Below are 21943 nucleotides of genomic sequence, written 5' to 3' on the forward strand. Positions count from 1 at the left end.
GAGCCCTACCATGACCGATCTGTTTGAGAACCCGATGGGGCTGATGGGATTCGAGTTTGTCGAATTCTCGTCGCCCACCCCCAATGTGTTGGAGCCCCTGTTCGAGATGATGGGCTTCACGCTGGTGGCCCGCCACCGCTCGAAGAACGTCCTGCTGTACCGCCAGGGCGAGATCAACTTCATCGTCAACAACGAGCCCAAGAGCGTCGCGGCCTACTTCGCGGCCGAGCATGGCCCGGCGGCCTGCGGCATGGCCTTCCGCGTCAAGGATGCGCACAAGGCCTATGCCCGCGCGCTGGAGCTGGGCGCACAGCCGGTGGACATCCCCACCGGCCCGATGGAGCTGCGCCTGCCCGCCATCAAGGGCATCGGCGGCGCGCCGCTGTACCTGATCGACCGCTTCGAGGAAGGCAAGTCGATCTATGACATCGACTTCGAGTTCATCGAGGGCGTCGACCGCCACCCGCAGGGCGCCGGCCTGAAGCTCATCGACCACCTGACGCACAACGTCTACCGCGGCCGCATGGCCTACTGGGCGGCCTTCTACGAGCGGCTGTTCAACTTCCGCGAGATCCGCTACTTCGACATCAAGGGCGAGTACACCGGCCTGACCTCCAAGGCCATGACGGCGCCGGATGGCAAGATCCGCATTCCGCTGAACGAGGAATCGTCCAAGGGCTCCGGCCAGATCGAGGAGTTCCTGATGCAATTCAGCGGCGAGGGCATCCAGCACGTCGCGCTGCTGACCGACGACCTGGTGGCCACCTGGGACAAGCTCAAGCAGTCCGGCATGCCCTTCATGACCGCCCCGCCCGCCACCTACTACGAGATGCTGGAAGGCCGCCTGCCCAACCACGGCGAGCCGACCCAGGAGCTGCAGGCCCGTGGCATCCTGCTCGACGGTGCCACCGGCCCCGAGGGCCGGCGCCTGCTGCTGCAGATCTTCTCGAACACAGTGCTCGGCCCGGTGTTCTTCGAGTTCATCCAGCGCAAGGGCGACGACGGCTTCGGCGAAGGCAACTTCAAGGCCTTGTTCGAGTCGATCGAGCGCGACCAGGTGCGCCGGGGCGTCATCAAGACGGCTTGAGCCGGCTGCCATCGCTCACCCAAACAAGGGCGGCTCGGCCGCCCTTTGCGCTATCGGTCCGTGGCCGAGAAGCGCAGCTGCAGCGCCAGGCGGCGGCTGGCGGCGTTGCACTCCCGCCAGGCCGCCAATGGAGCCGGGGCGTGCGCGCGCCTTCGCGCACCTGGATCGATCGGGTCGTCCCGGGCGGGAGCAGCAGCGTCAGGCGTTCGGCCATCTGCAGCCGCAGTCGGCAGCCACAGTGCGCGGAGGTGGCCGGCCGGTTGCTCCCGGCCGCGGTCCGCCTGCCACGGCTGCGACGGCGGCAGGCGCCGGCGGGGCCTCGACAGCGGTGCAAGCTGGCGTCCGGCGGCCCAGGTGCCTGCGGCACGCGCCCGCCATGGTCGGAGGCGTTCCGACATGGAAGCGAAGGCAGCGGCATGGCCGGGCCGGCTGCCGGTGGACAACGAAGCCGGCAATCATCAACACCCGGTGAGCCGCTGACACCCTGGGGTGACCAAGCAGGTCGCTCTTCAGCGGAGTTCCGCCTTCACTGAAAGCTGAGCACCTCGCCCTGCGGGTTGTACGCCAGGAGTCCGTCCACCGCCCCGGTGTTCACCGCCTCGACCATGCGGCGCAAGGCGCGCTCCACCTCCTCATCCGCCGGCGACTGGCCGCCCCGGCCAGCCAGCGCAGCCACGAACACCACCTGCCACGGCGGGCCGGCCTGCCGGCTTTCCTCCACCAGCGCGGCGAAGCTGTGCAGGCCCTCGGCCGGCTTGTCCACGCACATCAGCGGCGTCAGTGCACCGCCTTCGCCCGCTTCATAGCGCGCACGCTGCTCGGCGGAGGCACCTGCCGGCAACTCCGAGCCGGCGAAGACAAACAGCAGGCGCTGCGGTTCCGCCTGGGCCCGGGCGGCTTCCAGCAGGGCCTGGAACAAATGGGACGGCACGGTGGTGTTTCCTCGGGGCTGTATCGATGCTGCCGAGCTTCGCCCGGCGGCCTTCGTGCCGCCTTGATGCAGCGCAAGGCCCCGGCAGGCGGCCCCGCATGCGGAATGGCGCGCAATCCGTCACACTGATGCCCTGGGCGAACCAGGAGGCGAGCCCGCCGGGCAGCGCGCATCAGGTACAAGCGACCGTACACGGCCCGGGCGCACTCACCGCCGCGGTCCGCGGTTTCAGGGGCGACGCATGCAACTGCTCGACGAAGAGATCCTGAACGCCAGCGCACTGGTGGTGGACGCCAACCCCACCTCGCGCAGCATCCTGGCCGGCATGCTGAGGGACTTCGGTATCTCGCGTGTCGTGCAGACGAGCCGGGCCATGGAGGCGCGCAAGGCGCTGGAGTTCCGGCACTTCGACATCGTGCTGTGCGAATACCACTTCCCCGGCGAGCCGATGACCGGGCAGGACTTGCTGGACGACCTGCGGCTGGCCCACCTGCTGCCGCTGTCCACCGTGGTCGTGATGATCTCCAGCGAGGCCGGCTACGCCCATGTGGCGGAGGCCGCCGAGGCCGCGCTCGATGCCTACCTCATCAAGCCCCATACCGAGCAGGCCTTGCGCGAGCGCCTGGTGCAGGCCCGCCAGCGCAAGCGTTCGCTGCGCGACATCATCGTTCAGGTCGAGGACGGGCGATTCCTGCCCGCTGCCGAGCTGTGCCAGGCCCGTTTCGAGACGCACGGCCCGAACTGGGTGCATGCTGCCCGCATCGGCGCGGAGCTCTGGCTGCGGCTGGGCAAGCCCCATGCGGCACAGAAGATGTTCGAAGCCATCCTGAAAGTGCGCGCCCTGCCCTGGGCCCGGCTCGGGGTGGCCCGCACCCAATACGAGGCCGGTGGTGCGCTGCAGGCCAGGCGCACCCTGGAAAGCCTGCTGGGCGAGCAGCCGGGCTATGCCGACGCCTACGACGTCATGGGCCGCGTGCTGCTCGACCAGGGCGAGCCGGACCAGGCCATGGCCGCCCTGCGCCGCGCCTGCGACCTCACCCCCGGTTCGGTGGCCCGGCTGGTCAAGCTCGGCCTGCTGGCCTTCTACTACGGCAGCGCCAAGGAAGCGACCGAGGCGCTGCAGAAGGCCAGCCGGCTGGGGCTGCAATCCAAGGTCTTCGACCTGCAGGGGCTGGTGCTGCTGGGCACCCTGCAATTCGACGCTGCCGACGCCCGGGGCCTGGCGCGCTCGCGCGAGAGCATGTCCCAGGCCCGCGAGGGCGCGCCCCACAGCGCGCGGTTGCGCCGCTTCGAGGCCGTGCTGGAGGTGTTCGGCCAATTGCTGCAACGCCGGGTGGCCGATGCGGTGGCGAGCGTGCGGCGCCTGCTCGACGAGGTGACGGCCCCGGACTTCGAATTCGAAGCGGCCTGCAACCTGTTGATGGTGCTGTCGCGGCTGGACCTGCAGGAAGTGCGGCTGGAGGACCTGCCGCACCACGTCGACATCCTCGGGCGGCGCTTTGCTGTCTCACGCACCACGGCCGAACTGCTGGGGCGAGCGGTGCACAAGCGCCCCGAGCTGCAGCCGCTGCTGCAGGCCGCCTACACCGCGATCAGCGGCGCGGCGGAGGAAGCCGTGTCCCACACGCTGGAGGGCTCGCCGCGCCAGGCGGTGCAGGTCTTGCTCGCGCATGCGCAGCGCACGCTCAATGCCAAGCTCATCGACCTGGCCGGCCACACCATCGAGCGGCACCGCCACGAGATCGAAGAGGTCGAGCCGCTGGCCGCCGAGGTGCAGGCCCTGCATGACCGCTACCGCAGCTACGGCACCCAGGTGCACCTGACACGGGCGGAAGATCCCCGCACGATGGCTTCCGCCGCCCGCAGCCGCTGACCCGGCTGCCGCTGACTTGGCCGCTGACCGGGCCGCGGGGACCCGGCCTCACAGCATGGTGCGGACCTCGGCCGCGATCTCGTAGGAGCGCAGCCGGGCGGCGGTGTCGAAGAACTGCGAGGTGATCATCAGCTCGTCCGCCTCGGTCTGCTCGATGAAGGCGCGCAGCTGCCGGCGCACCGTTTCGGGCGCGCCCACCGCGGAACAGGACAGCACCTGCGCGAGCAGCGCCTGGGCCTGCGCGTCCAGCCCGCTGGCATAGCCGGCCACCGGCGGCGGCAGCGGTGTCGGCCGGCCGCTGCGCAGGTTGACGAAGGCCTGCTGCAGCGACGTCGCGTGCCAGGCGGCTTCCTCGTCGGTGTCGGCCGCGAACACGTTGAAGCCGAGCATCACATGCGGCCGGGCCAGCCGGGCCGACGGCCGGAACTGGCTGCGGTAGGTCTCGATCGCCGCCATCATCTGGCCCGGCGCGAAGTGCGAGGCAAAGGCATACGGCAGGCCGAGCGCCGCCGCCAGCTGCGCGCCGAACAGGCTGGAGCCCAGGATCCACACCGGCACCTGCAGGCCGGCGCCGGGCACCGCCTGGACCGGCTGCCGCGGCGAGCCGGCGAAATAGTCGAGCAGCTCCATCACGTCCTGCGGGAACTGGTCCGCATCGCTCGCCAGGTGCCGGCGCATCGCGCGGGCGGTGGCCGCGTCGGAGCCCGGTGCGCGGCCCAGGCCCAGGTCGATACGCCCCGGATACAAGGACTCAAGCGTGCCGAACTGCTCGGCGATGGCCAGCGGCGCATGGTTGGGCAGCATGATGCCGCCGGCCCCCACCCGCAGCGTGGAGGTGCCGCCCGCCACATGGCCGATCAGCACCGCGGTGGCTGCGCTGGCGATGCCCGGCATGCCGTGGTGCTCGGCCAGCCAGTAGCGCTGGAAGCCGAGCGCCTCGGCATGGCGGGCCAGCGCCAGCGTGTTGCGAAAGGACTGCGCGGCGTCGCTGCCCTGGTTGATTGGCGCCAGATCGAGCACGGAGAAGGGAATCATCCCGGGCATGTGGGGTCGCCACCGGCCGGCACAAGGCCCGGTGCACCGTGCGGTGCGCCACGCCCGCGCCCGGCACGGCGACATGCCAGCATGGGCTTTCGGCTACACTGGCGGCCGTCATTGGGGAGTAGCTTCCCTCCTTCACTGAGGGGGACTGGCGTCAACAGACTTGCCTGCATGCGGGCATGGCGCCAGTGGCACGGATTCATTCACTGGTGAACCTCCGGACTTCGCGAGACCTTTGACTGCACAGCTCCTGCCAGGGCCGGGGGAGCGGTGTGGTCAATCGTGCATTGCCGGCCCCGGATTGTTCATGCAGGCTTTTCTCGTTTCCACCGGCGTGGTCGCGCTCGCAGAGATCGGCGACAAGACCCAGTTGCTGGCCTTCATCCTGGCCGCCAAGTTCCGCCGACCCCTTCCCATCGTGCTGGGCATCCTGGCCGCCACCCTGCTCAACCATGCGGCGGCCGGCGCGCTGGGCGCCTGGATCACCTCCATGATCGGCCCCGGCACCTTGCGCTGGGTCTTGGGCCTGTCCTTCATCGCCATGGCCTTGTGGACCCTGGTGCCCGACCAGTTCGACGAGGCCGATGCCAGGCTGGCGCGCCATGGCGTGTTCGGCACCACTTTCGTCGCCTTCTTCCTGGCCGAGATGGGCGACAAGACCCAGATCGCCACCATCGCACTGTCGGCCCAGTACCAAGCCACTGCTGCGGTGGTGGCCGGCACCACCCTGGGCATGATGCTGGCCAATGTGCCGGCGGTCTACCTCGGCGACCGCCTGGCTCACCGGCTTCCGGTGCGGGCGGTGCACGCCGTGGCGGCGCTGATCTTCGCGGCCCTGGGCGTGGCCACCCTGCTGGGGGCCGGCGCACAGCTCGGCTTCTGAGCCGCTGCGGCCACCGGTCCCGCCGGTGCCAGCGACAGCCGCTCGCCGCCGGGCGACGCCTGCCGGCGCTGCCGCAGGCAGGCATGCCGAAGCCAGGCCGGCAAGGCGCCCACCGCGCTGCCTGCCTGGCGCGGCCGCCTCGGCGGCGCCTGCCGCTGCTCCGGCTTTTCCCGCTGGAGCGAAGCGCTGCGGCTCGCGATGATGGGGGTCTGCGCCGCCCCGGATGAAGAGGAATGCCGCCCGCCCTTGCCACTTTCGAAGCCCCTGCCGCACGACGCGCGGTGCTCCTGCAAGGCCGCTGGTTCGCCGGCCTGCCTGGCGCACTGCAGGACGCCTTGCTGGAGCGCGGCCGCTTGCGCCAACTGGCCGCTGGCGAGCGCTTGTTCCTGCGCGGCGACCCGCCCTGCGGCCTGTACGCGGTGCTGCACGGGGCGGTGTGCATCTCGGGCGCGGGCGGTCAGCCCGAGCTCGGCAAGGAAGCCTTGCTCACCATCCTCGAGCCACCGCTGTGGTTCGGTGAGATTGCCTTGTTCGACCGGCAGCCGCGCACCCACGACGCAGTGGCACACGTTCCCAGCGTGCTGCTGCAGGTGCCGCAGGCGCCGCTGCTGGAATGGCTGGAGGCGAGGCCCGATCACTGGCGCGAACTGGGCGTGCTGGTGAGCCACAAGCTCAGGCAGGCCTTTCTGGCGCTGGAGGACATGGCGCTGCTGCCGGCGCCGCAGCGCCTGGCACGCCGGCTGGTACGCATCGCGGAAGGCCAGGAAGCGCAGGCGCAGTCGATCGACTCCCGGCTGCGGCTGTCGCAGCAACAGCTATCGAGCCTGCTGTCGCTGACACGTCAGACCACCAACCAGATCCTGAAGGACTTCGAGAAGCGCGGCCTGCTCCGGGTGGTGCGCGGCGGCATCGAGGTGCTCGACCTGGCCGGCTTGCGCGGCCTGCAGTGAGCCGCCGGGAAGCGGCTGCAGCCAGACACCGCGCGGTCTCGTCAGGCGGCGCTGCGGTGCACGGAGGCCGGCCGCGGCGCACCGGCGTGGCGCTCGATGGCGCTGTGCAGGTCGCGGCACAGGCCAAGCGCGAAAAGCACTTCCGCGACGATGAACAGCGGGCCGATCAGCAGCCCGCGCAAGTCATCCACGAAGGCCGGCTTGCGCCCTTCCAGCAGGTGGCCCAGGAACTGGAAGGCCCAGCCGACCACGAACAGCGCCACACTGCCACCCAGCCAGCTGGCCCACGGCTGGGCCGCCAGCCAGGTGCCGCCCATCCAGGCCAGGCCGTTGAACACCGCCATGGCGAGGCCAAGGCGGCGGTCGAGCGCCAGGTAGTAGAGCACCACCACAGCGCTCGCCACCGTGGCCAGCGACCCCAGCGGGCCCAGCGCGGGCCATTGCACACGGGCCAGCCAGGCCGTCACCGCGAGCACGATCATGGGGACGCCGACGAAATGAGTGGCGATGTTGCGGCGATCGCGATGGTAGGCAGCGTAGTGGACCAGGGGGGCGACGGCGTGGCTCATGGCAGGCTCCGGGTGGCTGATGCCTGCTCATGATGGCCCGGCTGCGATCCGGCCTGTGTCTGCTATCCGACACCCCGGCTCATGGTCTACCCCAGGTGGGCCGGGCGCAGTGCTTCCACGCAACCGGCCGGCTGGCCGCGGTGCGCCGGGCTGCCTGGTGCGCCGCGGCGGACATGCCGCGGCAGCAGTGCGCCGGGGGATCGCAAGGACTTGCCGCGGCGCAGCCAGCGTCAGTGCACCGCCTGCTCGAAGACGGCCGAAAACAGGCCGGCCAGCGCCGCCGGCTCACCACTGAGCGTCGCCAGTTCCTGGCGACCGTAGCGGGGTGCGAAGGCGAACACCTCGAGCCGGGTGGAGGCGGCCAGCAGCATGTCGTCGCTCAGTGCGGCATAGGCCTGCGCCTCGGCGGCGTCGATGTGGTACGCCCAGGCCGCCTCTCCCTGGCTCTGCCGGCAGGCATCTCGCAGCGCCTGCAGGTTCAGCACGTTCAGGTTCTGCACCGACGACCGGTCGAACATGCTCAAGCCCACCACCATGCAGGGCGGAAAGGCCGCCAGCTCGGCCGCGCTCAGGCGCGGCACGACCACAGAGACATCCAGCTGCAAGGCAAGCCCCATCACCTCCTCCGGCGACAGCGCGGCATAGGCCGGCACCGCATCCGAGGGAACGCCGAAGACCTGCGCGGCCTGGGTCTCGTACCTGCGGCAGGCTTCCCACAGGCTGCTGAGGTTGTGCAGGTTGTTCAGCTGCAGCGCGGTCAGATAGGAGCTGTGCATGATGTCCATCCCTCTCGAATTCATGAGGCGGCGGCGGCGCCGGCTGCAGGCGCCGCCATCCCGCCTCGCTGTGGCGACCTGCCTGTCAGGCCGCCATGGCCATGTGCTCGCCGATGAAGCGGTGGCCCTCCGCCGCATCGAACCACCAGGGGAAATACCGGCGGGGGTCGTCGAAGTTGTTCACGATCTCGCTGGCGATGGTGGGTCTGTCCTGCGCCGCCGTCAGGAGTGCGAGCACATGGTCTTCCGGCGGGGCCAGCAAGCGGTTGGTCCACCGGACCACGTGCTGGGCATGGCTCCAGTAGCGGTCGAAGGTGTCCTGCATCCAGCGGGCGTCGAACTCGTCGGTCTCGCGCTCCACGATGGCATCGAGGTAGAACTGGAAACACCGGGTGGCACTGTTGGAGCCCTGCCCGGTGATGGGATCGTTCAACACCACCGCATCGCCCATCGCGAGGACCAGCCGGCCGGAAGGCAGGCGGCCAACCGGCTGGCGCACCGTGGGAGTGACCTGGCCGGCCAAGGTCCCCTGCTCGTCCGTGAGCTGGACCTCGCGGCAGCGCTGCGCTTCCCAGGGCAGGAAGGTATCGAGGAGGTGCAGGCTGCGAGCCAGGTGCTCCTGGGGCGACTTCACCTCGGCCCAGCAGTCCATCGGACCGCCAGGCAGGCCTTCGAACACCATGATCTCGCAGGCGCCGCTCAGGGTCAGTGCCGGGAACACGAAGTACTCGCCGACCCCCGGGATCAGGTTGAAGCACACCCGCGAGAACGGGGTGCGGGGCTGCATGCCATGGACATAGGTCAACGCCAGCGCGCGCTGCGGGCTCGCATAGGGGCTGCGTTGTGCGTCCCGCTCGAACAACTGCCCCACCCTGCCCTTGCCACTGGCCACCACCGTCAGCTCGTGTGAGCCTGCCAGGTCTTCCAGTTCGTCGATGCCGACCTCGCCAATGACCAGGCGACCGCCTTCCTGCTCGAAGCGCTCCATCCACACCGGCATCTTCAGCCGCTGGTCCACCGAGAACGCCGGCTGTTCGAGCCGTGCCGCGAAGTCGATCAGCTTCTGGCCGGGGCTGGCGGGATGCGGCACGCTGAGGCCGATGCCTTCCACCGGCGGGCAGCGCCCGGTCCACAGGTCCAGGTCGTGCGCCCGCTCGATGCCGACGGCGCTGGCGAACATGCATTGGCTGGACATCACCGGACCCTGGCGGATCTGCTCGGCAGAGCGGTTGGACAGCAGGGTCACCTGGTGGCCCCGCCTCAGCAGGCTGATGGCCAGCGGCAGACCGGACTGCCCTGCACCTACGATGGCGATGCGTCGAGACATGCTTCCTCCGAGGTGAAGTGACAAGGGCAAGGTGCCAGGGCAGCGGCCATCAGGCAGGAGGCGCCGCCGTCCGCGATGCGGGCGGACGTGGAGTCAGCAGCTTCCGTGAATGGCAAGGCGCCGTCTATCCATCTTGCGCAGCGTTTATCCGAATAGTGCAAATATCCTGTCAGGCGGTTCCTGGAGGGATGGCGACGCTGGCACGCTGTCTCTATATTCCCACCCTTGCCAGAGAACATGGGTCACTGGGAGGCTGGATGAAGAGCCCCACTGCAGGCTTCACCGCCACAGCGCTGAATGACGCCTGGTTGCGAACATCGCATCGGCAGACGCTGCTCACCTCCCGGGACCGGGACTGCGCCCAGGACCTGGTCAGCCGTGTCTTCCGGCCGCACCGGCTGGAGCCCAAGGGCGGCCGTGCGGACCTCATCGCGTCGATGGAGACGCTCAGGGCCGCGGGCTGTGGCATCTGCCTGCTGCGCTATCACGCGGCGGTCGACATCCTCCCCGGCCCGCTGGACGACTTCTACCTGATCCAGATGCCGCTGCGCGGCAGCGCGGTGATCGAGGCAGGCGGCGAGGCCTTCCTGTCGGACACCGGCTGCGCGAGCCTGCTGTCGCCAGAGCCCGACCTGAGCATGCACTGGGGCGCCGGCAACGAGCAGCTCATCGTGCGCATCGAGGCCCAGGCGGTGCAGCGCTTCGTCGACAGCTGGTGCGGCCGGCCGCTCGGGCCCCCGCCCACCTTCGACCCCCGCCTCCACCTCGACCAGCACCCCGCCCTGCGGGAGGTGCTTCACTCGATGATCGAGGTGGCCGACTGGATGCACGCCGCGCCGGACGAGGCCGGCCCTGCCGCTGAGGCGGCGCCAGCCGGCCTGTCGGCCGCGCAACTGCAGCACCGCCTGCTCGCCATCCTGTTGAGCAGCCAGCCGCATTCGGCGAGCGACTGCCTGGCCGCCAGCAGCCCGCCGGTCGCCCCTCGTTGCGTGCGCCTGGTGGAGGACTACCTGGTGGCCCATTGCCATGAGCCGCTGACGCCGGAGGGGCTGGCGCAGCTGGCCGGCGTCAGCGTGCGCAGCCTCTTCCTCGGCTTCCAGCGCTACCGCGGCGTCAGTCCCATGCGGATGCTGCGTGAACTGCGCCTGCAGCGGGTGCGCGATGAACTGCTGCGTGCGCCACCGGGCAGGCGCATCGGCGACATCGCCATGCGCTGGGGCTTCTACCACCTGGGCCGCTTTGGCCAGGAGTACCGCCAGGCCTATGGCGAGCTGCCGCGGCAGACCTTGGCCGCCGGGCGCTACACCTGAAGGCGGTGCAGCCGGTCTCGCCCGCGGTGGCGCCCCGGCCGGCTCATGGCGCCTGAAGAGCCGCCGGCTGCCGTCACCAGCGCGACTCGGAGCTGTCGGCGGTGTCGCCCAGCGTGTCGGGCAAGGGGATGGTGTACAGGCAGCCGCATTGCTGGGCCTGCGCCAGCACATGGGCATCGAAGGCACGGGCGCTGACATAGGCGGTGCCCATCGCGCGGCCCTGCTCATCGAGCCGGGTCACCTCGAAACCGCTGGCGTGGGCCACCACCCAGTAGGCCAGGCGCTCGGCCCCGGTGATCACGAACTGCCGCCCGGGCAAGCCGGTGTGGTAGCGGCATTCCTCGACCAGGCTCCTGATCTCGTCGCCGGCGTCGACGGCAATGATGTCGGCCATCGGCAGGCTCGCCGGCCAAAGAAGTGCATGCATGTCGATCTCCCAAGCTGAATGGTGCAGCCCCAGTCCGCCATGCGACCCCGTCCTGCACGCTGGGGGCGCCGGCGATACGGTGGGCAGCCGCGGCGAGCGGCTGCCTCGCTGAGGCCATGTTGTTCCTGGGCAGGGCCGGCCTGCCGTTGTGCTCCGTGAGCAGGCCCGCGCGAGGTGCTGCGGCTGTGGCTCACTCCGAAGCCTTCGCGCCTGCACTGCGTCGGCCTACGCACGCCCCATGCCGCCGTCTGCCGCGACCCCGGAGCCGGACCGCAGCACGCGCAAGGACGTCGACCTGCGAGCAGCCATGCCGGCTCACTGCCATGGACGGCGGCCTTCCCGACTCGTGGCCGACAGTAGTGAGGGCCCCGCGGGTTGTCAACAACGCACCCCGGGGGTGTGCGAGCGGCACGTGCTGCACCAGGGTGATCACCAGCCTCGGGCGGAGCGACGTGGAGAAGGCGCCTCCGGGAAGGCCTTGCAGCACAGGGCAAAGCGGGTGGACAAGGACGACGGCTCGCGCGCCGAAGCCGTCCGTCCGCAGCAGCAGCATCGCGAGCCGTCCAGCCCATTGCGTCTGCCGGCGCCATGAGCGCCGCTGCGCGCGGCATGCGGCGCCGCGGCCGGTTGCCCGCAGCGGTACTGTGCCAGCGCGGCCGAGCGAGCGGCGTGCAGCGCCTGCTGAAGCGGGCGCTGCACGCCGCTGCATCGATCTTGCGAGATCCGGCCCGATGGCGGGGCCGGCTCGTGACTCAGAGCTTGGGAATGCGCAAGGTCTTGCTGATCATGGCCGTTCCGGACAAGGCGAACATCAGCACCAGCGGATGCAGCTCCCAGGGGCCCAGCGCCAGCACACCTCCCCACAGGCCGTCGCCCAGCGCTGCCTGCGACGCGGCAATGGCCAGGACCAGGGTCAGCAGCAGGCTGGTCGGAATGGGCGTGCCCTCGAAATACGCCACCTTGTCGCTGCCGGCGGACAGGCTCTCGGCCGTGACGTTGAAGCGCGCCAGCCGGCTGACGCCACAGCAGACGAAGTAGACCAGGACCAGCACATCCCAGCCGCCTTGCATCCCGGCCGCGAAGCCGAGCGTCGCGGGACCGACACCGAAGGACACCACGTCCGCCAGCGAGTCGAGCTCGCGTCCGAGCGCCGAGTGCGCCTGGCGCCAGCGCGCAATGCGGCCGTCGAGCACGTCGAAGACCAGCGCCAAGGGCCCGAGGGCCAGCGCCAGGTAGAACTGCTGCAGCGAGCCGCTGGCCATGTAGGCCATCGCCAGGAAGATGCTGCCCATGCCACACGCTGCATTGGCCAGCGTGAAGAAGTCGGCCAGGTGGAAGCCGCGAAGCATCGAGAAGTGCTTGACGGGCTGGTCAGTGCGATTCATTCGTCATATCCCTTGGTAGGCAACCGCTGAAGTGCAAGGACCGGTCCTTGCGCCGGCCCACGCACCGCCTCGTGTCGCATGGGATGGTAGCCGGTCCGCGCGCGACGCCTGGCACGGCATGCCGAGGCCCGACAGCCGCAGCTGGCAGCGACAACCGCCGACCCGGGCGCCGGCAGCGCTTCGCAGGTGCGCTCGGCTCGACCAGGGCAGTCAGCGCCCGGTGCTTGCGTACATCGGCGGCCCCGCCGGCCCTGGCCCTCGCCCTGCCGTGGGAAGCGACACGGCGGTGATTCGAAACCCTGGCGGCCCTTCCTCGTCGGCTGGGGCGCCCTCTGCGTCGCGTGCCGGTCCGCGCTGCGCAAGAAGCACCGGCGGCAAGCAACTGCGGGCCAAGTACCGCGGCTTGCATCTTCGCCATCCGCCGGGACCGGCTGGCTCGCGAGTTGACAGATTGTTGCCCATCGGGGACCCCGCGGAGCCGTTCTTAGTGTGGAATCACTTCCTTTGCATGAAGCAAAGAGGTTTGCAACTGTTCTATCCTGCAGTTGTTCTACCCTTTGGGGCATCGCACAGTGCCAGCGCAAATCCGTATCACTGCCGGCGCGCCCGCCGCGCGGCCGTGTCGCACGCGGCGGGATGGGGCCGTGGCGGGGGAACCCGCAAGGAGGAACAAGAGATGACATGGACCGACACGATGCACCAGGCGATCGAGCGCCTCGCGATGGCGCCCGGCTTGCGCTCGGCAGCCGAGCGGGCCTACTGGCGGCGCTTCTCGAACAATGTCGAGGCCAACCTCTTCCATGGTGTGTTCGACAGCGCCGCGGACGCGGTGGCCAGCGCTCCGCCCAGCCGCCCACTGGGCTATGACAATGCGGATTCGGCCAACCTGGCCTACCTCAGCCGCATCTATCCCACCGACTATGCCGCACTGTTCTGGCTTGCCAACTCGCTGGCCGGCGGCATGCGCTCGGTCTTCGATCTCGGCGGACATGTGGGCATCAAGTACTACGCCTTCCGCCGTGCCATCGCCTACCCGCCCGAGTTGAAGTGGATGGTGTGTGACGTGCCGGCCGTCGTCACCCGAGGCCGGGAGCTGGCCAGGGAGCGCGACGGCGAACGTTGCCTGCACTTCACCGACGAGTACAGCCATGCCAGCGGTTTCGACGTGCTCTATGCCTCCGGCAGCCTGCAGTACCTGCCGCTGACGCTGGCGGAGTTGATCACCGGCCTGCCGGTGCGCCCTCGCCGACTGGTCGTCAACCTCACGCCCATCCATCCTTCGCGGTCCTTCTACACCCTCAACAGCATCGGCACGGCCTTCTGCCCTTATCGGGTGCAGTCGCGCGATGATTTCCTCGACGGCGTGATCGGCTGCGGCTACGAGAAGCGCGATGAATGGGAGAACACCGGCAAGACCATGCGCATTCCCTTCCATGAGGGATATGACGTGGATCACTACTCGGGCTACTGCTTCGATCTGCGCGCCTGAGCGGGGCTGGCGCGCGAGCCGACGCTCACCTTTCTACATCCCTTTGCAATTTCTACGCACGCCTTCTTGTTGCGGTCATACAGTCCGGCACGTTGCCGGTGACCTGCTGGGACCGTAGGTTCCGCGGCTCACCGGTCGAGGTGCCGGTGCCACAGTGCGCCGTGCGAGCCAGGGGCGCGCGTCGTCACGCGCACAAGGGGCAGGAGCATGAGAGAAGGCTTGGCTGCGGTCATGCAGAAGCAGCGCCACCGGCTTGAGGTGGCGCAGGCGCACTTGCGCGGTCGCCGCACCCGGCTGAAGAACATGGAGATGGCCATCGCCGGCCTGGAGGCGGAAAGCCGCGAAGTGCTGGCCGTCACACAGTTGTGGGAGCAACGCTGGCGCGAGGCGGCCGAGCGTGGCGGCCTCGGCCTGGAGCATCCCGCCTGGACCGAGCCGCGCGCCCAACTCGCCGCCTGGCAGGACCAGCTGCGCGAACTGCGCCACGAACTCATGGCCAAGTACTGCCAGGCGCAACGCGAGGAGATCGAGGCGGCGGCCGAGGTGGGTGGCATGGCGGCGCGCCTGCAGCGCCTGGAAGATGCGCTGGCCCGGTTGCGCCTCAGGCACCGGGGCCGGGTGCATGCCTACCAGGAAGAGCAGGCGATGCATGCGCTGGCCCTCCGTCGCTGGGCAGAGCGCCGGCACCGGCTGCCCTGAATCGACCTCGCGTGCAGCCTGTACGGCGCTGCACGGATTTCGAAATCGCGACATCATTCGTCGATGCCCGCTATCACCCTCGACACCCTGCGACGATATGCCGTCACCCGCACCCTCTTCACCCCCACGACGCTGCTGCGCGCGGTCGGCCGGCTGGGGTTCGTTCAGGCCGACCCGATCCGGGCGCCAGCCCGCGCGCAGGACCTGATCCTGCGGCACCGCGTCACGGGCTACCGGGTGGGCGACCTGGAGCGGCGCTATCCGCGGCTGGCCCTCGAGGAAGATTGCTTCGTCAACTATGGCTTCCTGCCGCGTGAGCACCTGGGGCTGATGCACCCGCGGGTGGCCAGGCGTCCCTGGGATGAAGACACGCACCGCCGTGCGGCCGAGGTGCTCGCCTTCGTGCGGGAGCGGCGCCGGGTCCATCCGCGCGAGGTCGAGGCCCGCTTTGCGCATGGCCGCATCACCAACTACTGGGGCGGCACCAGCGCCGCCACCACTCACCTGCTCGACGGCATGCATTACCGCGGCCTGCTGCGAGTGGCGCGGCGGGACAAGGGCATCCGCGTCTACGAAGCGATCGAGCATCCGGTGGCGGACGACAGTCCCGCCGCCCAGGCCGAGCGGGCGGCGGCACTCGTGGACCTGGTGGTGCGCACCTATGCACCGCTGCCGGTGCGCAGCCTGTCCACCGCCGTGCTGATGCTGGATTACGGGGCGCCGCACCTGGCAGCGCCGGTGCGCGCGGCCCTGCGCCTGGCACGGGAGCGGCTGTCCAGCACCGAGATCGACGGTGTGGCCTGGTACTGGCCGGCGGACGAGAAGCCGGGGTCGTCGCGCTACCAGCCGGATGACGAGGTGCGGCTGCTGGCGCCGTTCGACCCGGTGGTCTGGGACCGCAACCGCTTCGAGCGGCTGTGGGGCTGGACCTATCGCTTCGAAGCCTACACGCCGGCGGCCCGGCGCCGGCTCGGGTACTACGCCCTGCCCCTGCTCTGGCGCGAGCATGTCATCGGCTGGGGCAATCTGTCCTTGCAACCGGACGGCCGGCTGGCGACTTCGCTGGGCTACATCGCTGGCGAGGCGCCACGCGATCCGGCCTTTGGCCGGGCACTGGAAGCGGAACTCGAGCGCGTGCGCGGCTTTCTCGGCGCAGCCGGCTGACCGGCCGTCCGCCGCGCCGAGCCGGTGGCCCACCGGACGCACCAAGGCGGCCGGGGATCCGGCGAGGCCAGCACGCTGCTTGGCGGCCATCTGCCGACGGCCGGCAGCCGGGGCCAGGTGTGGCACCGCGGCCAGCCCTGCAGAGCGCTCAGGCACGGCGGGTCTGTGCCAGGTTGGTGGCGATGAACGACCAGTTCAGCAGCCGGTCGAACACCGCCTCGGCATAGGCGGGGCGCCGGTTCTGGTAGTCGAGGTAGTAGGCATGCTCCCAGACGTCGAGCACCGCCAGCGGCTGTGCATCGCCGAGCGCGATGGGGCTGTCGGCATTCGGCGCCTGGAGGAGCTCCAGCCGGCCGGAACCCGCGTTTTGTACCAGCCACAGCCAGCCCGAACCGAACAGGCCGGTGGCCGCCTTCACGAACTGCCCCCCGAAGGCATCGAAGGAACCGAAGGAATCCTCCAGCGGCTTGAGCACCTCGCGGGGCGGCTTGCCGCCGCCCCGGGGACTGAGGCTGTGCCAGAAGAAGCTGTGGTTCCAGTCCTGCGCGGCGTTGTTGTAGATGGCACGCTCGCTGGGCTGGTTGGCGCTGGCCCGCACGATCTTCTCCAGCGGCTGCCCTTCGTAGGCGGTGCCGCGGATCGCCTTGGCCAGATTCTCGGCATAGGCGCGGTGGTGCTTGTCGTAGTGGAAACCGATGGTGCGGGCCGAGATCACCGGTTCCAGCGCAGCGCGCTCCCAGGGCAGCGGCCGCAGGCGGACCGCCGGCGCATTGCCCGCGGAAGCGGCCGGGGCGGCCGGGGCGGGGGCGGCGCAGACGTGCTCGCCGAGCGGCAGGCTCAGGCTGGCAGCGCCGAGGGCGAGCAAGCGCCGGCGATCGGTGTCAATGTCTTGCATGGTGTGTAGCCTTTGGGTGGGGCGGGGAATCGGATGGCGGCGGGACGATGCACCGCCCCCGTGCAGGCAGGGTCGGGCCCGTCCGATTCTTCCCGATGTGTGCCGCTCCACCGCCTCGCAAACTACACAGTCCCTGTTGGCTGTGCCCGGCGGCATGCGCGCCGGGCCGAGGCGCCGGCCCCGCGCTAGGCGGTGGGCTGGCCCAGGCGCGCCAGTCGGCCGGCCTCGACGATCTCGATCCAGTACCCGTCGGGGTCCTTGATGAAGGCCACGTCCTTCATCTTGCCCTGCTCCGGTCGCTTGACGTAGGCCACCTGGTTGTCGTCGAACCAGCGCACCGCGGCATCGAGGTCGGGCACCGAGAAGCAGATGTGACCGAAGCCTTGCGGCTGCGCGTTGCCGTCGTGGTACTTGAAGTCGGCGTCGGCCTCGGTGCCCCAGTTGTGCGTGAGCTCCAGCACGCCGCGCTGCGAGAAGGTCCAGGCGGTGCGGGCCGAGCTGTCTTCGGGCGCGGCCGTTGTGTCTTCCGGGCGGGCGAGGAAATACAGCGAGAACGTCATCTCGGGGAAATCCAGCCGGCGCAGCAGGCGCAGGCCCAGCACCCGGGTGTAGAAGTCGAGCGCCACGGCAGGGTCCTTGACGCGCAGCATGGTGTGATTGAACACGAAACCGCGGGTCGCCTCGGGCGGTTCGGCACAGACGCCGGGCTGGGTTTCGGTGGAGAAGCTCATGAACGGACTCCTTGTGCGAGCTCGGTGGATACGCAGGGCTGATGCCACCTTGCACCGACGTCGAGGCTCCACCGCGGAAGCCCGGCCGCCGTCCCGGCAAGGCCGCGCATCGGCGGTGGTGAAGCGCTCGAATCACCACAGCGGCTCATGCCGCGTTCGCCCAGCAGGGCGCGTGCAACGGCCCGGCTCGGCCATGGCCGGCAAAGAGGGTGGCGACGGGCGGTGGAAGGCCGCCGTGCCAGGTCCGCCAGAGGGCGCCAGCACAGGGCCTTGTGCATTCAGCGCCGCTAGTTTCTCACCATCGGATGACGCCTGCTGCCGCGGGGGGGCCTGTTCAGCTCTTGCTCAGGAAGCGGCAGGCCAGGCAAGCCGCGGGGCCGGCCCGCAGGCGGCGGTCGCCCGTGGCGGCTTGGGCGGTGCCGCCCGCGGCTTCCACCGGGGGCCGGTCAGACCTCCAGCATCACCGCGGCATGGTCGGACTCATCGATGCCCACCGCGATCTGCAGGGACGCCTGCGTGCCGGCCGGCACCAGCGCGTAGTCGAGCGTGCCGCCACTGCGTTGCGTCGGCGGCAAGCGCTTGTTCAGGGTGCGCCCGCGCAGCAGGCTGCTCCTGAACTCGGTGGTCTGGCCGGCCGGCAAGGCCGGGGGCGGCACGATGCTCACGGTGGTGCCGAGCGCCATCGGCGTGTTGTGCTGCGCCAGGTAGGCCTGGAGCTCCTCGCAGTCGCAGTTCATGTCGCCGATGGCGACGGCCTGCCGGCCCTGGCCGGTCTGCTGCACGATGAGGTTCGCGAGCTGCTGCACGGTGTCCCGGCCGCCGCTGGCAAAGGCCGGTGCATGCACCGCGTAGATCACCGAGCCGCCGACCTCGATCTCCACGATCTCGCGCTGGGCGCTGGCCACAGTCACCTGGTGGAAGGTGCACTGCAGCGGCATGCGGGAGTAGATCAGGTAGTTGCGATGGTTCTGCGCAACGTCGCGCGCATGGCAGTACGGGTACTTGGCGACCAGCGGCACGAGGTGCTCAGACAACTGCTGCTGTGCGGCGTTCATGCCGGCAACCGGGTTGTAGTGGCCGGTGGCTACGATCGCGTCGCCGATGCTGGCCATGCTGGTGGCACTGCGGGCCAGCTGGTCGGCGCGTGCAGTGAAGTTGACGCCGCGCCGCGTTCTCGTGGTGTTGGCCTGCAGCAGGGCGACACCGTTGTCGTAGTCGGTCTGCATTTGCCCGGTCAGCTGGGCGCGCGGGCTGAAATCCGGCGCATAGTGGTCGATCAGGACGTTGCGCTTGAGCTCCTCGATCTCGCACAAGGCCATCGACTCATTGGTCACCTCACAAAAGATGACGATGTCGCAGTTCAGAGCGGCCGCCTGGGCGGCGATGCTTTGGCCGGCTGCGCCGTGTTCACGGCTGAGGACGTTTTTTGTCTGAACGTTCCAAAAAAGAATCTGCAAGTCGAGCTCCAGGGAATCGCGTCCCGGCACGCGGGCGCCTCACGGCAGGCAGCGCGCGCCCATGCCGGGGGCCTTGGGCGACAGCTGTCGAATGCGGCGCATTTGACGGGGGCCCGTGCCTAGGGTCAATCCCTAACTATTGAAACGCTGAAGTAGATTGAAACGACCCGTGTCCCGGTGCCCGGTTCGCCGTCGGTGCGGTGCCCCGGCGCGCCGCCCTCAACCCCGCCGCCGGTCGGCCGATATCCCAGCAGGGCCGGTCCGGACTTCGGCGGCCCTGCCACGACCCTCCTCCCCTCGCAAGGCGCATGTCTGCTTCGAACCGACTTCCCGTCTGGTGGCTGGCCGCACTGACCTGTGGCGCCATGCTGCCGGCTGCCTTGTGGCTGGCCGGCGGACCGCTCTCCGGCGGACTCGGCTGGTGCCTGCCGGCCGCGGCGGCCGCCACGCTGGCCGGACTCGCGCTGGAGGGCCGGCGCGCCCGGCGTCAGGCCGGCGCGCTGCAGGCCCGCCTGCAGCAGGAGCTGCGGCTGTGCCGCGAGCGGGTGCGCGACCTGCAGGCGGTGGCCGACGCGGTGCCGGCCCAGATCGCCCATATCGACCGGCACGAGCGGGCGGTGTTCGTCAATGCGCGGGTCGCCCGGGTCTATGGCTGGGACCCGCAGGCCCTGATCGGCCGGTCGATGCGCGAGGTCTTCGGTGACACCGAGTACGGCCGGCTGCAGCCCATGGTGCGCCAGGCGCTGGCAGGCCAGGCCGTCAGTTTCGAGCACTGCGCACAGCGGCACGGCCAGGATCGTTATGCGCAGGTGGAGTACATCCCCGACATCGATGCCAGCGGGCAGGTCGGCGGCTTTTTCGTGATGGTCTCGGATGTCACGCAGCGCAAGCGCGCGGAGCTGCTGCACCAGCAAAGCGAGGAACGGCTGCGCACCATCACCGGCAACCTGCCGATGCTGATTTCCTACCTTGACCATGAACTGCGGGTGCGCTTCTGCAACGACACCTTCAAGCAGTGGTTCGGCACGCCAGCCTCGGCCGTCCTCGGCGTGCCGGTGGCGCAGGCGCTCGGGCCCCAGCTGATGGCCCAGGTGGGTGACGCGCTGGCGCGCGCCGCCCGCGGCGAGCGGGTGGAGCTGGAGCACACCGCCCGCTCGCGCCGGGGCCTGCTGCACTTGCATGCCACCTATGTGCCGCACCTGGCCGACGACGGCAGCGTGATCGGCGTCTACACGCTGTCCACCGACGTCACCGCGCTCAAGGAGTCGCAGCAGCAGCTGAACCGGCTGGCGATGCTCGACGCCCTCACCGGCTTGCCGAACCGCCGCAGCTTCCACGAGCGCCTGCGCGAGAGCATGGCCCGCGCGGTCGAGACCGGGGCACCGATGGCCTTGATGTTCCTCGATGTGGATCATTTCAAGTCCATCAACGACCTGCGTGGCCATGCGGTGGGCGATGCGGTGCTGCAGGGCTTTGCGGCACGGGTGCATGCCGGCGTGCGCCGCAGCGACATGGTGGCGCGGCTCGGTGGCGACGAATTCGTCGTGGTGCTCGACGGCCTGGCCGATGCCAGCGAGGCCGACCGCATCGCCGACAAGATCGTGAAGGCGGTGTGTGCCCAGCCCATCGAGGTGCCGGGCGGCCCGGTGGCTGTCACCACCAGCCTGGGGCTGGCGGTGTTCGACGGGCAGGACGCCAGCGAAGCCGCGCTGATGGCTCGCGCCGATGCTGCGCTGTATGCCGCCAAGAAGGCCGGCCGCGACGGCTGGTGCCTCGCCGCACCGGCGGCCTGAGGACCCGCGCGGCGGGCCCTGCCCGGCGGCCAGCCGCCATGCACCGCGATGCCGGCCTGCAGGACGCGGCCGGCACCCTGGTCCGCTTTCGTTGGGATCGCCCGCTCTGCCTGCCGCCGGCTTCGACCGGGAGGTGCGCCGTCCCGGCCGACGCTCGGCCAGCGGCGGCGCAGCGCGCTCAGCCGCCGCGCAGCATCTTCTGCCGCTCGTCGCGCGGGGTGACGCCGAAGACGGCGCTGTAGCTGGTCGAGAAGTGCGAGCCGGAGGAAAAGCCGCACATCAGGGCGATCTGCAGCAGCGAATGCCGCGTCTCGCGCAGCAGGCGCCGGGCCTTGCCCAGGCGCAGCTCCAGGTAATAGCGCGAAGGCACGCTGTCCAGGTGCTGCTTGAACAGCCGCTCCAGCTGCCGGCGCGACATGCCGACCAGCTCGGCCAGCTCCTCCGACTGCAGCGGCTCTTCGATGTTGGCCTCCATCAGGGCCACCGCCTCGGCCAGCTTGGGCACCAGCTGCCCCATGCTGCCCGGCAGCGACTGGCGCTGCCGGGTGGCTGGCTCACGCACCCGCTCCAGGCACAACTCGTCCTGCACCGCCTGGCGCAGCTTGGCGCCGCACAGGGCTTCCACCAGCAGCAACAGCAGGTCGTGCACGGCGGCGCCACCGCAGCAGGTGGTCCATTTCTCGCTGACTTCGATGATGGCCGGCGAGGCGATGACCTGCTCCGGCAACTGCTCGTGGCCCGCCAGGTCGGCCCAGTGCAGTGCCACGCGGCGCCCGCGCGCCCAGCGGCTGGCGGCGAACCAGCGCACGGCGGGCCCGAGCAGGAAGACCAGGGCCGCCTGCCCCGCCAGGCGCTTGAGGGTTTCGGCGGCCGGGGCGTCGGGGGGCGGCTCGGCCAGGAACAGGAGCGCCGGGGCGGTGTCCGGTGTGATGGCGGCGGGGCCGAGCCAGGCGGGGGCCAGGTCCGCGGCGCCCTGCCCGGCGGCGGCGGCCAGCACCGCGCCCGCCATGGCAAGCTCCACCGGCGGCAGCGGCTGCCAGTGCAGCAGGCCGCAGGACGGGCGCACGCCCTCTTGCGCCAGCGCCAGCCAGGGGCCGGGCAGCGGGCGTTCCTCGCCGGGGGCCGGCTCGATCTCGCTCATGCGTCCAGCCTGCCA

At 70.1% G+C, this 21943-nt stretch carries 20 protein-coding genes and 1 riboswitch; of the genes, 9 read left to right on the forward strand and 11 right to left on the reverse strand.

Annotation, left to right across the window (positions count from 1 at the left end; genetic code table 11):
- The first annotated feature begins 10 nt into the window (after nucleotides 1–10).
- Nucleotides 11–1087 carry a 4-hydroxyphenylpyruvate dioxygenase gene (gene hppD / locus N7L95_RS03085; protein ID WP_301258349.1) on the forward strand — a complete coding sequence of 359 codons (1077 nt, stop codon included), beginning with the start codon at nucleotides 11–13 and terminating at the stop codon, nucleotides 1085–1087.
- Nucleotides 1088–1613: 526 nt separating this feature from the next.
- Here the strand turns inward: hppD and N7L95_RS03090 are convergent.
- On the reverse strand, nucleotides 1614–2018 hold the full coding sequence (locus N7L95_RS03090) for a ribonucleotide reductase subunit alpha (RefSeq protein WP_301258350.1): 405 nt from the start codon (nucleotides 2016–2018) through the stop codon (nucleotides 1614–1616).
- Nucleotides 2019–2259: 241 nt separating this feature from the next.
- Between N7L95_RS03090 and N7L95_RS03095 the strand changes: the two genes are divergently transcribed.
- Nucleotides 2260–3891, forward strand: coding sequence for a response regulator (locus tag N7L95_RS03095; RefSeq protein ID WP_301258351.1), 1632 nt, complete (start codon nucleotides 2260–2262; stop codon nucleotides 3889–3891).
- A gap of 48 nt (nucleotides 3892–3939) precedes the next feature.
- Here N7L95_RS03095 and N7L95_RS03100 read toward each other — a convergent pair whose 3' ends face one another.
- A complete protein-coding gene (locus tag N7L95_RS03100; RefSeq protein ID WP_301258352.1) occupies nucleotides 3940–4926 on the reverse strand; it encodes an LLM class flavin-dependent oxidoreductase in 987 nt (328 codons plus the stop codon).
- Between the two features lie 110 nt (nucleotides 4927–5036).
- Nucleotides 5037–5239, forward strand: a riboswitch (yybP-ykoY riboswitch).
- Here N7L95_RS03100 and N7L95_RS03105 point away from each other — a divergent pair.
- Together N7L95_RS03105 and N7L95_RS03110 are read left to right on the forward strand one after the other, a co-directional pair.
- Entirely contained in the window at nucleotides 5240–5815 is a 576-nt protein-coding gene (locus N7L95_RS03105; protein WP_301258353.1) for a TMEM165/GDT1 family protein, read from the forward strand.
- Between the two features lie 233 nt (nucleotides 5816–6048).
- The gene (locus N7L95_RS03110) at nucleotides 6049–6765 is read left to right on the forward strand and encodes a Crp/Fnr family transcriptional regulator (RefSeq protein WP_301258354.1); all 717 of its coding nucleotides are present in this window, start codon (nucleotides 6049–6051) and stop codon (nucleotides 6763–6765) included.
- A 41-nt stretch (nucleotides 6766–6806) separates the two neighbouring features.
- On the opposite strand, the gene N7L95_RS03115 is transcribed toward N7L95_RS03110, so the two are convergent.
- The 3 genes from N7L95_RS03115 to N7L95_RS03125 all read right to left on the reverse strand — a co-directional run bounded on the left by N7L95_RS03115 (nucleotide 6807) and on the right by N7L95_RS03125 (nucleotide 9437).
- Nucleotides 6807–7334, reverse strand: coding sequence for an Mpo1 family 2-hydroxy fatty acid dioxygenase (locus N7L95_RS03115; protein WP_301258355.1), 528 nt, complete (start codon nucleotides 7332–7334; stop codon nucleotides 6807–6809).
- Between the two features lie 230 nt (nucleotides 7335–7564).
- On the reverse strand, nucleotides 7565–8110 hold the full coding sequence (locus tag N7L95_RS03120) for a hypothetical protein (protein WP_301258356.1): 546 nt from the start codon (nucleotides 8108–8110) through the stop codon (nucleotides 7565–7567).
- A gap of 85 nt (nucleotides 8111–8195) precedes the next feature.
- Nucleotides 8196–9437 carry a styrene monooxygenase/indole monooxygenase family protein gene (locus N7L95_RS03125; RefSeq protein ID WP_301258357.1) on the reverse strand — a complete coding sequence of 414 codons (1242 nt, stop codon included), beginning with the start codon at nucleotides 9435–9437 and terminating at the stop codon, nucleotides 8196–8198.
- Nucleotides 9438–9694: 257 nt separating this feature from the next.
- On the opposite strand from N7L95_RS03125, the gene N7L95_RS03130 reads away from it, so the two are divergent.
- Nucleotides 9695–10747: an AraC family transcriptional regulator gene (locus tag N7L95_RS03130; protein WP_301258358.1), complete on the forward strand. Its 1053-nt coding sequence runs from the start codon at nucleotides 9695–9697 to the stop codon at nucleotides 10745–10747.
- 73 nt (nucleotides 10748–10820) lie between these two features.
- On the opposite strand, the gene N7L95_RS03135 is transcribed toward N7L95_RS03130, so the two are convergent.
- Nucleotides 10821–11174 carry a hypothetical protein gene (locus N7L95_RS03135; RefSeq protein ID WP_301258359.1) on the reverse strand — a complete coding sequence of 118 codons (354 nt, stop codon included), beginning with the start codon at nucleotides 11172–11174 and terminating at the stop codon, nucleotides 10821–10823.
- A 752-nt stretch (nucleotides 11175–11926) separates the two neighbouring features.
- A complete protein-coding gene (locus N7L95_RS03140; RefSeq protein ID WP_301258360.1) occupies nucleotides 11927–12559 on the reverse strand; it encodes a CDP-alcohol phosphatidyltransferase family protein in 633 nt (210 codons plus the stop codon).
- A gap of 676 nt (nucleotides 12560–13235) precedes the next feature.
- Between N7L95_RS03140 and N7L95_RS03145 the strand changes: the two genes are divergently transcribed.
- The 3 genes from N7L95_RS03145 to N7L95_RS03155 all read left to right on the forward strand — a co-directional run bounded on the left by N7L95_RS03145 (nucleotide 13236) and on the right by N7L95_RS03155 (nucleotide 15911).
- The gene (locus N7L95_RS03145) at nucleotides 13236–14048 is read left to right on the forward strand and encodes a TIGR04325 family methyltransferase (RefSeq protein WP_301258361.1); all 813 of its coding nucleotides are present in this window, start codon (nucleotides 13236–13238) and stop codon (nucleotides 14046–14048) included.
- A 207-nt stretch (nucleotides 14049–14255) separates the two neighbouring features.
- Nucleotides 14256–14747 (forward strand): hypothetical protein, encoded by a 492-nt coding sequence (locus N7L95_RS03150; protein ID WP_301258362.1) that lies wholly within the window; start codon nucleotides 14256–14258, stop codon nucleotides 14745–14747.
- Between the two features lie 63 nt (nucleotides 14748–14810).
- Nucleotides 14811–15911, forward strand: coding sequence for a DNA glycosylase AlkZ-like family protein (locus N7L95_RS03155; protein WP_301258363.1), 1101 nt, complete (start codon nucleotides 14811–14813; stop codon nucleotides 15909–15911).
- Nucleotides 15912–16059: 148 nt separating this feature from the next.
- Here the strand turns inward: N7L95_RS03155 and N7L95_RS03160 are convergent, their stop codons facing one another.
- The 3 genes from N7L95_RS03160 to N7L95_RS03170 form a co-directional block, all read right to left on the reverse strand.
- Complete coding sequence (locus N7L95_RS03160) at nucleotides 16060–16806, reverse strand: superoxide dismutase (RefSeq protein ID WP_301258364.1); 747 nt, start codon at nucleotides 16804–16806, stop codon at nucleotides 16060–16062.
- A 185-nt stretch (nucleotides 16807–16991) separates the two neighbouring features.
- Nucleotides 16992–17537 carry a lactoylglutathione lyase gene (gene gloA / locus N7L95_RS03165; protein WP_301258365.1) on the reverse strand — a complete coding sequence of 182 codons (546 nt, stop codon included), beginning with the start codon at nucleotides 17535–17537 and terminating at the stop codon, nucleotides 16992–16994.
- 446 nt (nucleotides 17538–17983) lie between these two features.
- On the reverse strand, nucleotides 17984–18994 hold the full coding sequence (locus N7L95_RS03170) for an endonuclease/exonuclease/phosphatase family protein (RefSeq protein ID WP_301258366.1): 1011 nt from the start codon (nucleotides 18992–18994) through the stop codon (nucleotides 17984–17986).
- Between the two features lie 308 nt (nucleotides 18995–19302).
- Between N7L95_RS03170 and N7L95_RS03175 the strand changes: the two genes are divergently transcribed.
- On the forward strand, nucleotides 19303–20787 hold the full coding sequence (locus N7L95_RS03175) for a diguanylate cyclase domain-containing protein (RefSeq protein WP_301258367.1): 1485 nt from the start codon (nucleotides 19303–19305) through the stop codon (nucleotides 20785–20787).
- A gap of 178 nt (nucleotides 20788–20965) precedes the next feature.
- Here N7L95_RS03175 and N7L95_RS03180 read toward each other — a convergent pair whose 3' ends face one another.
- Nucleotides 20966–21928, reverse strand: coding sequence for a GlxA family transcriptional regulator (locus N7L95_RS03180; RefSeq protein WP_301258368.1), 963 nt, complete (start codon nucleotides 21926–21928; stop codon nucleotides 20966–20968).
- Between the last annotated feature and the right edge of the window lie 15 nt (nucleotides 21929–21943).

This window comes from Eleftheria terrae (genome assembly GCF_030419005.1).
GTDB classification, from domain to species: Bacteria; Pseudomonadota; Gammaproteobacteria; order Burkholderiales; family Burkholderiaceae_C; genus Caldimonas; species Caldimonas terrae.